We start from the raw sequence: 13,730 nt of genomic DNA on the forward strand, positions 1-13,730 counted from the left end.
TCTCCTTTTTTGCCGGGCGTATGGCTGCCAAAGTTCCTTGCAAAGCGACTATTTACCATGAATCTGTACCGGTGTGGCGGGGAAGATCCAGCGGCGCGTGCCCGGCCCGAGCGGGGCTGCCATTGTTTTCTGAAAGCCCTTCTGCGCCCGTTGCGTAGGGCTCCTGACCATCATCCTGGGTCAGTATATTGCTGATACTAACTGCCGTTGAGTACAGAGAGATCGCAATAATCAGCAGTATAGGCTGCACAAACGCCACAAACCCCGGCACTTCCGCCCCCCCGGTGATGCTCAGCATCAGGATAATGGCAGGCCCCAACACCACAAACAGCGTCAGAGCAATAAAGAATACAATACGCTCCTTGTAGCGGCCAAGATCCCGATTCGTGACAAGTCCCAACACGAATTTTCCAATGGCCAGCCCGGCAAGAATCGCTGCCGCGACACTCAAATCTGATTGCATCAGAGTCTCATAGAGGCGGCCATCCCAAAGACGCTGCATGCCGATAACAAGAAACGGAAAAAGTACGAACAGGATATCGGCATAGGTGCCGTACATCGTGCTCATTGACCGATGTTCATGTTGTAATTGGCGCTCACTCATTTGCCCGGTCCTGTTTTGTTCTGTGGTTGTTCGCGTTCTATCATTTCGTCCAGCACCGCGAGTTCGCTGCGAACCTGGCTCCATTGCGGGTCGGCAGCTTTTAGGAGTGCCTCCACAATGCCCGCCTGATGAGTCATAGCTGGGTACCCCATAGCGCCCGCAGTGCCTTTTATCTGGTGTGTTTCAGATTCAAGCACCTTCCGGTCACTGTCTATTATTGCTTGGTTCATTCTCTGCCGGCGTTCACCCAACCCTGACAGGAATCGGAATACCAGGCGACTGATATCCTCATCTTCATCAGCACTGTTCGCGCTGGGCGGCGCAGAGTCCAGAAAACGACCCAACAGCGCTTGCAGACGGCGCTCATCTATCGGCTTATCCAGCACCCCGTTACAGCCCGCATCACGTAGCGCGTCGGCTTCGCGCTGAACGCCTGCCGTAAACGCAATAATCGGGCGCCGGAAGCCTGCCTGCCTGAGCAGATGGGTTGCCTCAACGCCGTCCATTTCCGGCATGTGCCGGTCCATAAGCACCAGCTGCACAGGCTCTGAAAGCGCTTTACGAACGGCTTCGTCGCCTGAGGTAACGGTTACAACATCCAGCCCCAGGCGGCTCAGCATCCGCTCCACCAGCTGTCGGTTTTCGGCGTTATCCTCTGCTACCAATACCCTGCCATGGTATTGTCGGCTCGGCTCTTCGACACTGCCCGCATGAACCTTCAGATAGCGGGCCAAAACCTCATAGAAGCGCTGCTTGTCGATGGGTTTGGCCAGATGTTCGTTGCAGCCTGCCAGCCGGTAATCGGCAATGTCCTCAGACATGACATTAGCCGTAAGCGCAATCACCGGTGTCTTCACTTCGGCTTCGCGCAGTGCCGCCGTCGCATCACGGCCGTTCATGACGGGCATCTGAATATCCATCAGAATCAAATCAAACGATTCTTTAACCGCCATTTCCAGTGCTTCTGCACCGTTACTTACGTGCACCAATTCAGCACCGGTTCGACCGATCAGCAGCGAAATCAAGCGGCGGTTCACATCGTTGTCCTCGGCACAGAGTATGCGCCCGGATAGGCGCGGCGCCAAAACCACCGGCATAGCTCGCCGCCGTTGGCTAAGCTCCGAGGCATCCCGCAGAAAGTGCACCTGTTCCAGACCACCGGTGCGAATCGACAACTCAAACTCGCTGCCCTCTCCGTAGGTGCTGCTGACACGAATGCTACCGCCCAGCATTTCCGCCAACCGCCGCGAAATACTCAAGCCAAGGCCGGTACCACCATACTGCCGGGAAATAGCCGCACTGCCCTGAGCAAAGGGGTCAAACAGCCGGCCAATCTGCTCCGGCTTCATGCCGATTCCGGTGTCTACAACCCGCGCGACCAGCATTTCTTGGTCTCGATCACAGCGCACTGACAGGGAGATCGACCCTTTATCGGTAAATTTAAGCGCATTTCCGCACAAGTTGATAATTATTTGGCGCAACCGCGTTGGGTCTGTCTGAATTTGTTCGGGCAGCGGGAACTCACTGATTATATTGAAATCCAGCCCTTTTTCTCGGGCTCGCGGAGCAAAAAACGCGCGAATCTCATCTATTAGCTCCGGAAGGTTCACCGAGACTACATCTACATCCAGCTTGTTGGCGTCGATTTTGGAATGATCAAGAATGTCATTAACCAGTTCCAACAAATGCCGCCCGCTCCGGACAACCGTTTCCGCACTGCTGCGCTTTTCTTGATCATTCAGGTCCGGATCCATCAACGTTTCGCCGTAGCCAATGATGGCCGCCAACGGGGTTCGGATCTCGTGGCTCATGTTGGCTAGGAACTGGCTCTTAGCCTCTGCAGAATTGCGCGCCAGCTCTTTTTCAAGCCGCTCCTGCTCACGCTCACGCTCAATGCGCTGGCGCCGATGGCTTTCAGTGGAATCAACGCAAGTTCCTTCTAGGTGCGTGGGCTCACCCTCGGCATCGTAAGCCGTATGAAGTGAAATAATAACCCAGCGTTCCTCTCCGTCTTGCGTTAGGTAACGGGCCTCCACACCTTTTACAGTGCCCCGTGCCTCCAGCTGTTCAATCACCAGCTCCCGCAGCCGATCATCTGCAATGCATGCCTCCAGCACATCCGGGTTACGTTCTAGCAGCTCTTGGCTGCTAGTGAAGCCCATCAATCGCGCCATGGCCGGGTTGGCCGTTATAAACTGGCGCCCTGCAGACATCTGGAAAACGCCCTCAATGGCGTTATCAAACAGTGACTGATAGCGCTGTAGGTTGGATAGCGCTCGCCGGCTCCAGCTCAGTGCCTGGCCCTGAACTTGTTTGATCCGGTCGGCCAGGGCAAAGGAAAACAAGATAATCTGGGCCGTGAGCCCAATCTGGGGCGCATAACTGGTAAAGGTATTGAGCGGCAAATAGCCCATAACCGTAAGGGCATAGATGCCAAAGCCGATGAGCGCCAGCGTCCAAGCGAAAAAGTAGGAGCGTGCCGCAGGATTGTAATAGCGCCAGGACAGATAGCTCACCACAATCAAAATAAGGCAGAGCAGTACCGACCCGATAACAATCCATTCCATGGCAATGTGATAGGGAAGGAACAGCGACAACGCGAACGTGAGAAGCACCGAGTGGATGCACATCTTGATAACCCGATCCAGATCCATCGAGCGGGTGCGGGTTTCGAGCAGCGCACGGGCCATCAACAGCCCCCAAAACCAGGTCAGGATGATCTGAAAGTGCAGGTATTCCTTACTGAGCAGCGCCGGGCGGCTATCTAGCAACTGGATACCATGAACCTGCTCGGTCGCGATAAACACCGCAGCCGATACCAGATACAGCACATAGTAGATGTTACTGCGCTCACGAACCGAAACCGCCACAAACAGGTTATACGCCAATATCGCCAGCAAACTGCCCAACAGAGCACCGCGGATAACTTCGTCTACCGACACCTTTTCAATGTATCGATCCGGGCTCCAGAGGCTGATAGGCAGGCGGAAGGTATTGGTGTTGATGATGCGCAGATACACAGAGGTAACGCTGCCAGGCTCCAGATGCAGGCGGAACGTGGGATTGGGCACGGCCAGATCGCGCTCTGCCCAGTCGTCCTGATAACCTGCCTTGCGCTGGCCGATTAGCTCACCATCATGCACCAGGTACAGAACCACTTCGTCTACCAACGGCAGTGCAAGCTCCAGAATCCACTCTGTACCCAACTCCCCGGTGTCTGCGCGCAAATCAAACCGAGTCCAGTAGGCCGATTCGGTATAGCCAAAGTTCAGCACACCGCTTTCATGCCGGGTAAACCGCTCGGGCTCCATGGCAAGAATATCTGGCAGAAGGTAGCGCTGGCCGGCGTCTTCTAGGTACGAGATGCAGCCGCCAAAATCACGGACGCTTTCAGTGCTGTTTTTTAGAACGAGTTGGCCATTCTGGCACTGCTCTTGGGCGGCCACCAGACCAGGCACCAGAGCCGTTACCAAAAATATCGCGACAAGCAGCCATTGCACTGCTTTGCCTGAAGCCGGTTTGCACCGTTGCTGCAAGATGTGATCTCCGCGAGGGTAGATGCCTGTCTTATGGTTTATTGTCAGCAGTCGGATCGGGGCGCAGAGCCCCGCGGGTATTCACTTTAGCCGTTTACGGCTGGTTTCGCACCTCAGGGCCTTCTGAAATGAGACACTTCTGCTTTTTTTCCGCCATTTCATTCACGCTACTAAGCGGGTGTGGGATGGAGGATACTGGGTCATCGTCCGCGCTCAACCCTGCAACTAATGTGGACTATTCACTTCCGTCTCTTACGCTGACAAACCAGGAAGGCCTTGAGCCAGTTTTACCCTATACCGTTTTCCGTGACCTATATCGTGGCGCAGAACCTCTTAGCGCGGGCGACGACGACGGCTTTTCAACAGAGCTACGAGCACACCTTAATACGTTTTTGAATGCCGTTCCGAATGATAGCGGCACCGACTACAAAAGCGTCCGCAACCCAATTGATCTGATGAACGAAGTGATTCGCTCTGGGCAGGTAGACAATTTTAATGAGGGCCGGCGACTCATGGTCTCAAGCATTAGAGATAACAGGGCCGCAACGTACAACACGCCAGCAAACAAGGCTCTAACCCGCTTTTCGGAAAACAACAGTGATGAGAATACGCCTCCGGAAGACCAGGCTTGGATTTACACGATGCTGGATTGGACTTACAACTCTGCCATCGGAAAAGTATTCCGTGCTATGCAATTTGTTGCCACAAGCCCTGATCAGGTCGACGCCTCAACGCCAGAAATCGCGAGCGCGGCTTGGAGTGGGCGCTATGGAAAGGATTTTGGCTCCAGCGGGTTTAACACGCCGGAGTATGCCGCAACGAGCCTTACCGGTCGCACATTAGGAAAGGTCGAACTCCTACAAGAATTTATCGGGTTTCAGAAAGACGCTCTTACACTCACAGGTGTCTCGGGCATTACCCTAAATGGTAGTGAGCCAGACTGCGTAAAGGCCGTGTTTCAATACAACACATCGCGTGTAAGAGTGTTTATATCCAAAGACAAGCAACCGAAAGATCCCAACCACTGCGGCAATCAGGTAAACGAAACGCCGGCTTTGGAGTACGCTATGGTCACGATCGAGAATCGTCAGTATTGACGCTGCCCATCAAGATCCCAGTTCTGCAAAAAACCTTTTTTGCGATCAATCATTCGCTCATAGGCTGAGATCATAACGGCTACATGGGGAGCTTTGGCCAGGCGCAGAACCTCAATACGGCGTTCAAGCCGTTCTACTTCTGTGCTGACTTGCTGATGTACATGGCTTCGGACGCTATCGTGATGATCGAGCCGTACCTTTCGGAGCATGTAGGGGTATTCTTGGTGCGGGTATGTGGGCTTGTCCATTGAGTGGCAACAGTTCCTTTACTAAAGTTCAGTTTGCACAACTGTCAGACAAAGTGCAAGAAAATGAATAGATTTTCACTTCTACGCCATAATCGCGTAACAACCCACGCTACCAGGATTGTTTATGAGCCAAACATCCGTTGCCGATACCCTCCGGGAGTACCTCTCACTGCTTGAGCTGCTAGACGACGCCTACTGGGAAGCCGCCACTATTCAGCACAAAGACATGCTGTACGACACCATCAGTATTTTCAGCCAGGAAGTATCCGAGATAAACAAACTTAGCATTCAGGATCACCACTACCCCTATGAGGTGATTACTGAAGGCATTCGTCGTGTTGTGCCAGCGCTGGAACGGCTGGATGAGAACCGCGAAGAAATCATTCAGCGCACTCAGACGCTGACTGACTTCCGCGATATTCTTTCATCCGTGCTCGGTATTCTTGAGGATCAGCTCAGAACTCTGTGAGTCGTCGCCTTAAGTGGCGACGAGGGGGCGCTCACTTTCGGGGAGAAGAGGGAACTGCCGGGCCATGGTATAAACAAATTTGCCCAATGCCGGAATATGGTGCCCGACGATGGGGAACCCGGTGTTGAGCAAGCTTACGGAGATATCCCGCGCGGCATCCGCCCAGCAAAGCTTGTTGATCAGCCCCACATGCCCAAAGGCATAGCGGCTTTGCTGCCCCCACAAACCGATCGGATTGCCGCCCAGCATCATGCCGGCACTAAAGCGCATTGGCATCAACATGGTGCGGTCAATCTGTAACGAGCCGAACTGCTGAATGGCGCGTCGAACGGTAATCTCTTTGCAAATGCGCTGGCCATTCCAAACCCCGCCGTTCAACATCATCTGGAAGAAACGCCCGATCTCCTCGGCGGTTCCGCACAGGTTGCCTGCAGGAATAACAGCTTCCTGAAAACGGGGATCGTTTGTTACCTGCTCCACCGTTGCAATGTCTCCACCCAACGCGCGGTTTACAATCCAAGACACCGGAAAGCGCGGTGTTGGCCCGGTGGCGTAGTTGGTTGCCAATTCATGCAGGTTTTCAGGCTGAACCCCATAGGTGAACCACTTCATACCCATGGGTTGGCGCAGATGTTTATCGAGATAGTTTTCGATGGTGTCGCCGGTCACCTTTTCAAGCACTCGCTGCAGTACGTAGCCCCCCGTTATCGCGTGATACGCGACTTTAGAGCCGTTGACCTCTACCGCTCTGGCTTCACAAAGCAGGCGCCAGACCTCATCCTTGTCCCACAGAACATCAATTGGGGTTTCCGTCGGAATGGCCGGAATACCACCCCGGTGCGATAGAATTTGGTGCACAGTGATGGTGCGCTTTCCGTTTGTCGCAAACTCTGGGCAGTAATAGGAAACAGGGTCCATCAGGTTAACCAAGCCCTGCTCGACCAACATGTGCATCAGCAACGCGGTAACCGCCTTGGAGGCGGAGAAGTAGCAGACGGGCGTGTCTGTGGTCATGGCTACTTTGGGCGTATCGGCGGGATCATCGGGGCCATTGCCGCTCGCATGACCAATCGCCCTGTGCAGTATCTGCTCGCCCCGGTGCCGTACGGAGATCTGGATGCCGGGATGGACACCGGTGCGATACAAGGCTTCGACGCTTTTCCAGATAGTGTCGACGATGCGGGCATCAACGCCAACTGCTTCCGGGTTTTCGCCGGCTGCGTCGCGGTGAGTAACGGTAGAAAGATCCTTAGGAACCTTGCAGCTGTGCAGAGCACAACGAGCTATTGAATGCATCGGATACGCCTTGGTATTGGTGGCTACTTCTATCCTATCTTCGAGGTGGAGGGTATCCAATTCATTGGCCGAAACCCGCCTGCCTGTGCGTCAAAGCGTACACTGAAAACCGCTCGGCACGCCATAATGTATTGCAGGCCGGCCCCCGGAGCTATCATAGGCAGTTGATTATGGTAGCCACCAACGATTTCAGGAGCAGCTTATGACGCCCGGTATTAATGCGGCGAGTAAAGCCGGTATTTCTCACACCATCCATGAATACGAGCACGACCCTGCCAGCGCGGGTTACGGCAACGAGGCGGCGGAAAAACTGGGTGTAGAACCGGCACGAATATTTAAAACACTGGTGGTCGCTGTTGATGGCAAAACCCTGGCTGTGGGTGTAGTACCCGTCACTGGCATGCTTAGCATGAAGCTGATAGCTAAGGCTGCGGGCGGAAAGAAGGCAAGCATGGCCGACCCCCAGGAAGTCCAGCGCCGCACCGGTTATGTGCTGGGGGGCGTTAGCCCTCTGGGCCAAAAGATCCAGCTGAAGACCTTCATTGATGCCTCTGCCAAGCGCTTCGACACCGTCTATATCAGCGCTGGCCGTCGGGGGCTGGAGATTGAGCTTTCACCCGAAGATCTGGCTCGGCTGACCGGCGGGCAACTGGTGCCGTTGCAACAGGAATAAGCTATGTCCCACGCGTTGGATCTGCTGCTAATTGGCGGCATCATGTTGCTTGCTCTGGGGGCCCACACGCTGGGCCAACGCGTGCATGTCCCCAGAGTGACCCTCTTGTTACTGGTGGGTGCACTGTCCGGCCCCGAGGTTCTTAATCTGATTCCAGCCAGGGTCAGTGATAATTTTGGTCTGGTTACCGAGCTTACTCTGGCGATGGTGGGTTTTCTGCTCGGCGAGCGCATGTCTCTGCGCGATCTCAGGGAGGGTCGGGAAGCCATTATCGTGAGCCTGACCGTGACCTTGGTGACGGCCTTGTTGATCTTCGCCGCCACCTGGACAGTCACGCAAAATTTATCGGCCTCATTGGTGCTTGCGGCCATCGCAACGGCGACCGACCCGGCGGCCACCCTCGATGTAATGCGAGAAACCGGATCCCGTGGGCCGCTGACCCGGGTAGTGGCACAGGTTGTTGCCATCGACGATGCCTGGGGTGCCATTCTGTTCAGCATCCTGCTGGTCTTTGCCGAACTGTTCTCAGGAAACGGCATGAACCCGTTCGCAACCATAGGGTACGGGATCTATGAAGTTCTCGGTGCCATGGTGCTCGGCGTGCTCTTGGGCCTGCCCATGGCTTGGATGACGGGGCGCATTAAACCGGGCGAGCCGATGCTGCTGGAATCCGCGGGGTTTGTTTTCCTGGCAGCCGGCATTGCCGGCTTACTGGACGTGTCCTACCTGCTTACCTGCATGACACTGGGTATAACTGTGGCAAACAGGGCACACCATCATGTGCGGCCATTCCGTTCCATTGAGGGCATCGTTGAACCCTTCCTTGCAACGTTTTTCTTCCTGGCTGGTTTCGGTCTGGACTGGGAATTGCTGCCGACGCTGGGGATGCTTGGAGCCGTCTATATCCTTGCCCGGATCGCCGGCCGGGTTCTCGGCGGGTATACCGGCGGAGTTCTTGCCGGCTCCAGCCATGTCGTACGCTGGCGCAACGGCGCCTGCCTGTTACCTCAGGCAGGGGTGGCCATGGGCCTGGCTCTGGTCGCAACTCACCGCATGCCGGAGATCGCCTTCATCCTGCCGCTGATTATCGGCTCCACCGTGTTATTCGAGCTGATCGGGCCACCGATCACCATGTATCAGCTCAGCAAGGCCGGAGAGAGCGGCAAAGGCTACGAGGAAGAGCCGGACGACGATTAAGGCCAGCCCAAAAAAACCCGGAGAGTCATCAACGACTGTCCGGGTTTCTGCCTCCGACGACCGGGCGAAATGCCCGGCGGCGATCCAGGATTACTTCACGGATGCGCGGGCATCTTCCATAATCCGATTCAGCGTTTCACTCGGCTGCATGACCGCCCTCACCTTGTCTAAAGGTGCATGGTAGTAACCACCAATATCTGCTGGATGGCCCTGGATAACACTCAATTCTTCCAGGATCTTGTCCTTGTTCTTTTCCAGTTCCCCAGACATTTTAACGAAGAACTCTTTCAGCTCTTTGTCGCTGTCTTGGTTGGCCAGCCCTTCTGCCCAATAGCGCGCCAGGTGGAACTGGCTGCCACGGTTGTCCAGCTCACCGGTTACACGAGAAGGCGACTGGTTGTTTTCCAGCAGGCGTTCGGTGGCTTTGTCGAGGGTTTGGCCCAGCAGGCGTGCACGGTGGTTATCGTGCTTTTCGCCCAGTTCATCCAGAGACACGGCAATAGCAAGGAATTCGCCCAGTGAATCCCAGCGCAGGTGATTTTCCTGCAAAACCTGCTGCACGTGCTTAGGCGCCGAGCCGCCAGCGCCGGTCTCATAGAGGCCGCCGCCGTTCAGCAGGGGAACAATCGAAAGCATCTTGGCACTGGTGCCCAACTCTAAAATTGGGAACAGGTCGGTGAGGTAGTCACGCAGTACGTTACCGGTTACAGAGATAGTATCCAGGCCACGGATCAGGCGCTCCATGGTCCAGCGAATTGCTCGTACTGGCGACATGATGCGGATATCCAGACCATCTGTGTCGTAATCTTTCAGGTAGGTGTTTACCTTGGTGATCATCTGCGCATCGTGAGCACGTTCGTCATCCAACCAGAACACAGCCGGCATGCCGGTGGCGCGGGCACGGTTAACGGCCAACTTAACCCAATCGCGAATGGGCAGGTCTTTAGTCTGGCAGGCACGCCAGATATCGCCCTGTTCCACGTTGTGCTCGGTCAGTACGGTGCCGTCTTCGGCGATCACTCGCACAACGCCGTCTTCTTTAACCTCAAAGGTCTTGTCGTGGGAGCCGTATTCTTCGGCTTTCTGCGCCATCAGGCCCACGTTCGGCACAGTGCCCATGGTGGTGGGGTCAAATGCGCCGTGGGTTTTGCAGAAGTTGATGGCTTCCTGATAAATGGTGGCGTAGGTCGACTCAGGCATCACCGCTTTGGTGTCCTTGAGCTTGCCATCCCTGGCCCACATTTTACCGGAGTTACGGATCATTGCCGGCATGGAGGCGTCGACAATCACATCGCTCGGTACGTGCAGGTTGGTAACGCCTTTAACGGAATCGACCATAGCAATTTCAGGGCGGTGCTCGTATGTCTTATGCAGAGCTTCCTGGATTTCTTCCTGCTTAGACTCCGGCAACTGCTTGATCTTCTCGATAACGGAAGACAAGCCGTTGTTCGGGTTTACGCCGATTTCTTCGAACAGCTCGCCGTACTGGTCAAACAATTCTTTATAGAAAATCTTCACCGCGTGACCAAACACAATCGGGTGGGAGATTTTCATCATCGTGGCTTTCACGTGCAGGGAGAACATCACCCCAGTATTTTCGCAGTCTGCGATAGCTTCTTCGAAGAACTTGCAGAGCGCTTTTTTACTCATGAACATGCCGTCGAGCACTTCGCCTTCAAGCAGTGGCAGGTCAGATTTAAGTACGGTCTGCTCACCTTTTTTGTTCTCGAACACAATGCGGGTGTTGGTCGCTTTGTCGAGAATTACAGACTGCTCGTTGGAGTAGAAGTCGCCATCACGCATGTGTGCCACGTGGGTGCGTGAAGCCGGGCTCCACTCACCCATGCTATGGGGATACTTGCGTGCGAACGCTTTAACAGCCGCGGGGGCACGGCGGTCGGAGTTGCCTTCACGCAGAACCGGGTTCACGGCACTGCCAAGTACTTTGGCGTAGCGAGCGGTGATCTCTTTTTCTTCGTCGGTTGCAGGGTTTTCTTTGTAATCGGGAAGCTTGTATCCCTGACCCTGCAATTCTTTAACGGCTGCGCTTAGCTGCGGAATGGAGGCAGAAATGTTCGGCAGCTTTATGATGTTGGCATCTGGATCTTTGGTGTACTCGCCCAGCGAGGTAAGGTCATCTGGAACTCGCTGACTTTCTTCTAGGTAATCTGGGAATGTTGCCAGAATACGGGCCGCGAGGGAGATGTCGCTGATCCCGAATTCAATGCCGGCCGGCTTGGCGTAGGTTTCCAGGATCGGAAGCAGAGACCGTGTAGCAAGAGCAGGCGCCTCGTCGGTCAGCGTATAGATAATCTTGGCTTTGGAAGATTTCATTTTCGTCCTCAGGCTATTAGGTGGGTTCAGGACGGTCATGGCGAGATCGGGTGTCTTGTGAACGTCTGACCTTTGCGATGACTGATTTTTGGAACGTTTGATAGACCTACTAAGATACCATTTTTTTGTAATCTCTGGTTACGATCTTAGTATAAGAACAGACTAAAAACCCTTGATCTTCGGTAACTGGGCGAGCAAATGGCGGGAATTTACGAAACTTTCTAACATTTGTTTTCTATGTACAGCGGTGGGGGCCGTCCCCACCGCTCAGATAACCTAACTCTTCGGCAACAGGTTCTCCTCAGCAAGCCTGTCCCGAATCTGATCCAAAGCTTCCGGATTACCCAGGGCATCGCGGTTGTCGGCTTTGGTGGAGCCGTTGATTAGGCGCGCGACGGCCAGTTCCACTTTTTTACCGCTGCGGGTGTAGGGGATATCTGGCACCTGAACGATGTGTTTAGGAACGTGGCGCGGGCTGGCGCCTTTGCGGATTCGGGCTTTGAGCTGTTTCAGCAGGTCTTCGGTGAGTTCCTGGCCTTCGGCAGGTACGATAAACAGCACAACTTCTACGTCGCCTTCGATTTGCCGCCCGACGACGAGGCTGTCTTTGATGGCCACTTCCGTTTCTACCTGGCGGTAGATTTCTGCGGTGCCTATGCGTACGCCGCCAGGGTTTAGGGTGGCGTCGGAGCGGCCGTAGATTATAGCGCCGCCGTGTTCGGTGAATTCTATGAAGTCACCGTGGGCCCATACCCCGGGAAAAGTGTCGAAGTAGGCGGCGCGGTAGCGTTCACCGTCAGCGTCGTCCCAGAAGGCGACGGGCATGGAAGGCAAGGGCTGGCGGCAGACGAGTTCGCCACGGCCTTGGTCAACGGGCTTGCCATTATCGCCGTATGCGACGGCATCAACACCCAGCAAACTGCACTGAATTTCTCCCCGTCGCACGGGCAGCAAAGGCGTGGAGCCAACAAAGCAGCCACAGATGTCAGTGCCGCCAGCAATAGAACCCAGCAGTACGTTGGGTGCGCCGTGGCTGTAGATCCAGTCGTAGTCTTCCGGAAGCAGGGGCGAGCCGGTCGAGAAAACGATTCTCAAACTGCTCAGATCCAGGGTTTCAGCCGGGGCCATTTCAGCTTTGCGACAGCCGGCAATAAATCTTGCGCTGGTGCCAAAATGGGTTACGCGCTCTTCGGCTACCGTGTCCCACAAGAAGCTGAGGCTGGGGTAGCCGGGTGAGCCGTCTACAGTGATGACGGCGGCTCCGGTTAACAGGGCAGAAGCCTGCCAGTTCCACATCATCCAGCCGCAGGTGGTGAAATAGAGAAACCGGTCTTCTGGGCCTACGTCGCCGTGTAGCATGAGTTCTTTGGCGTGGTTGGCCAGCAAGCCAGCAGTTCCGTGAACAATACACTTGGGCTTGCCGGTGGTGCCGGAGGAATACAGGATGTATACCGGGTGGTCAGGGCCCACGGGAGTAAACGAAGGTGCCTGGCCTGCGCCGAAAGCAATGGCTTCATCCCAGGTGGTTACCAGATCACCGGAAATCGGTGCGGCATCGGGCAGTTGCTGAATGCTAACCACGCAGTTCAGCGTTGGCAGGCCGGCGATCAGTTCTGCAAAATCGTCTTGGCGGGCCAAAACCTTTCCGCCGTAACCATAGCCGTTCACGACGATAAGCGCGGACGGTTCAATCTGACCAAACCGGTCAAGAATGGCACCCACACCAAAGTCCGGCGAGGCCGAGCTCCAGACTGCGCCTAGGCTGGTTGCCGCCAGCATGCCCGCTAAGGCTTCGTAGCCGTTGGTAACAACACCGGCCACTCGATCACCCTTCTTGATGCCTTTGCTACACAGGAAGGCTTCTAGGGCGCCCACGTCGGATTTCAGTTCGCCATAACTGCGACGCAGAACCGGACGGGTTTCACAGTAAGCCACGACTGCTTCTTGGCTGGCATGGTCACCCTCTGCCAGCCGCAGCAAGTTGGCAGCAAAGTTCAGTTTCATACCCGGGAACCACTCAGCGCCGGGCATGTCTCGCTTGCCCAGTACTTTGCTGGCCGGTGTTTCACAAATCAGGCCGCAGTAATCCCAGACGTTAGCCCAGAAGGTTTCCAGATCATCAACCGACCACTGGTGCAGTGCGTGATAGTCGGCAAAAGGGCCATAGCCCTGATCTTCCAACCAAGCTTTGAAGCGACCCATGCGGGTGCTGGTCAGCACGTCTTCCGAGGGAGACCAGACGATGGGTGACTGCTCAGTAAAACTCATTCTTTGCT

10 protein-coding genes are annotated in these 13,730 nt (G+C 55.2%); 4 read left to right on the forward strand and 6 right to left on the reverse strand.

From position 1 onward, the window contains the following. Positions 1-52: 52 nt before the first annotated feature. Both CPH80_RS14855 and CPH80_RS14860 read right to left on the reverse strand, forming a co-directional pair. Positions 53-604, reverse strand: a complete 552-nt coding sequence (locus CPH80_RS14855; protein WP_096278981.1) for a hypothetical protein — start codon at positions 602-604, stop codon at positions 53-55. Further along, on the reverse strand, positions 601-4,140 hold the full coding sequence (locus CPH80_RS14860) for a response regulator (protein ID WP_227520193.1): 3,540 nt from the start codon (positions 4,138-4,140) through the stop codon (positions 601-603). Before CPH80_RS14860 ends, CPH80_RS14855 begins: the two co-directional genes overlap by 4 nt. 185 nt (positions 4,141-4,325) lie before the next feature. On the opposite strand from CPH80_RS14860, the gene CPH80_RS14865 reads away from it, so the two are divergent. After that, positions 4,326-5,237, forward strand: a complete 912-nt coding sequence (locus tag CPH80_RS14865) for a hypothetical protein (protein WP_096278985.1) — start codon at positions 4,326-4,328, stop codon at positions 5,235-5,237. On the opposite strand, the gene CPH80_RS14870 is transcribed toward CPH80_RS14865, so the two are convergent. Then, positions 5,228-5,485: a hypothetical protein gene (locus CPH80_RS14870; RefSeq protein WP_172898609.1), complete on the reverse strand. Its 258-nt coding sequence runs from the start codon at positions 5,483-5,485 to the stop codon at positions 5,228-5,230. The genes CPH80_RS14865 and CPH80_RS14870 overlap by 10 nt on opposite strands. A gap of 124 nt (positions 5,486-5,609) precedes the next feature. Here CPH80_RS14870 and CPH80_RS14875 point away from each other — a divergent pair, with 124 nt between their 5' ends. Beyond that, the gene (locus tag CPH80_RS14875) at positions 5,610-5,954 is read left to right on the forward strand and encodes a hypothetical protein (protein ID WP_096278987.1); all 345 of its coding nucleotides are present in this window, start codon (positions 5,610-5,612) and stop codon (positions 5,952-5,954) included. Positions 5,955-5,963: 9 nt separating this feature from the next. Here the strand turns inward: CPH80_RS14875 and CPH80_RS14880 are convergent, their stop codons facing one another. Then, positions 5,964-7,250: a serine hydrolase domain-containing protein gene (locus tag CPH80_RS14880; RefSeq protein WP_096278989.1), complete on the reverse strand. Its 1,287-nt coding sequence runs from the start codon at positions 7,248-7,250 to the stop codon at positions 5,964-5,966. A gap of 202 nt (positions 7,251-7,452) precedes the next feature. On the opposite strand from CPH80_RS14880, the gene ybaK reads away from it, so the two are divergent. Both ybaK and CPH80_RS14890 read left to right on the forward strand, forming a co-directional pair. Then, on the forward strand, positions 7,453-7,923 hold the full coding sequence (ybaK, locus tag CPH80_RS14885; RefSeq protein WP_096278991.1) for a Cys-tRNA(Pro) deacylase: 471 nt from the start codon (positions 7,453-7,455) through the stop codon (positions 7,921-7,923). A 3-nt stretch (positions 7,924-7,926) separates the two neighbouring features. After that, positions 7,927-9,120 (forward strand): cation:proton antiporter, encoded by a 1,194-nt coding sequence (locus tag CPH80_RS14890; RefSeq protein ID WP_096278993.1) that lies wholly within the window; start codon positions 7,927-7,929, stop codon positions 9,118-9,120. Between the two features lie 90 nt (positions 9,121-9,210). Here CPH80_RS14890 and CPH80_RS14895 read toward each other — a convergent pair whose 3' ends face one another. After that, positions 9,211-11,454 carry an NADP-dependent isocitrate dehydrogenase gene (locus CPH80_RS14895; protein ID WP_096278995.1) on the reverse strand — a complete coding sequence of 748 codons (2,244 nt, stop codon included), beginning with the start codon at positions 11,452-11,454 and terminating at the stop codon, positions 9,211-9,213. Between the two features lie 276 nt (positions 11,455-11,730). After that, complete coding sequence (locus CPH80_RS14900) at positions 11,731-13,722, reverse strand: acetoacetate--CoA ligase (RefSeq protein WP_096278997.1); 1,992 nt, start codon at positions 13,720-13,722, stop codon at positions 11,731-11,733. Positions 13,723-13,730 lie beyond the last annotated feature (8 nt).

This window comes from Marinobacter sp. LV10R510-11A (assembly GCF_900215155.1).
In the GTDB taxonomy this organism is placed as follows: Bacteria; Pseudomonadota; Gammaproteobacteria; order Pseudomonadales; family Oleiphilaceae; genus Marinobacter.

Coding starts and splice junctions, on each gene's coding strand:
- CPH80_RS14900 (WP_096278997.1), bottom strand. CDS start 13,722: ATGAGTTTTACTGAGCAGTCACCCATCGTCTGGTCTCCCTCGGAAGAC.
- CPH80_RS14895 (WP_096278995.1), bottom strand. CDS start 11,454: ATGAAATCTTCCAAAGCCAAGATTATCTATACGCTGACCGACGAGGCG.
- CPH80_RS14855 (WP_096278981.1), bottom strand. CDS start 604: ATGAGTGAGCGCCAATTACAACATGAACATCGGTCAATGAGCACGATG.
- CPH80_RS14870 (WP_172898609.1), bottom strand. CDS start 5,485: ATGGACAAGCCCACATACCCGCACCAAGAATACCCCTACATGCTCCGA.
- CPH80_RS14865 (WP_096278985.1), top strand. CDS start 4,326: ATGGAGGATACTGGGTCATCGTCCGCGCTCAACCCTGCAACTAATGTG.
- ybaK (WP_096278991.1), top strand. CDS start 7,453: ATGACGCCCGGTATTAATGCGGCGAGTAAAGCCGGTATTTCTCACACC.
- CPH80_RS14875 (WP_096278987.1), top strand. CDS start 5,610: ATGAGCCAAACATCCGTTGCCGATACCCTCCGGGAGTACCTCTCACTG.
- CPH80_RS14880 (WP_096278989.1), bottom strand. CDS start 7,250: ATGCATTCAATAGCTCGTTGTGCTCTGCACAGCTGCAAGGTTCCTAAG.
- CPH80_RS14890 (WP_096278993.1), top strand. CDS start 7,927: ATGTCCCACGCGTTGGATCTGCTGCTAATTGGCGGCATCATGTTGCTT.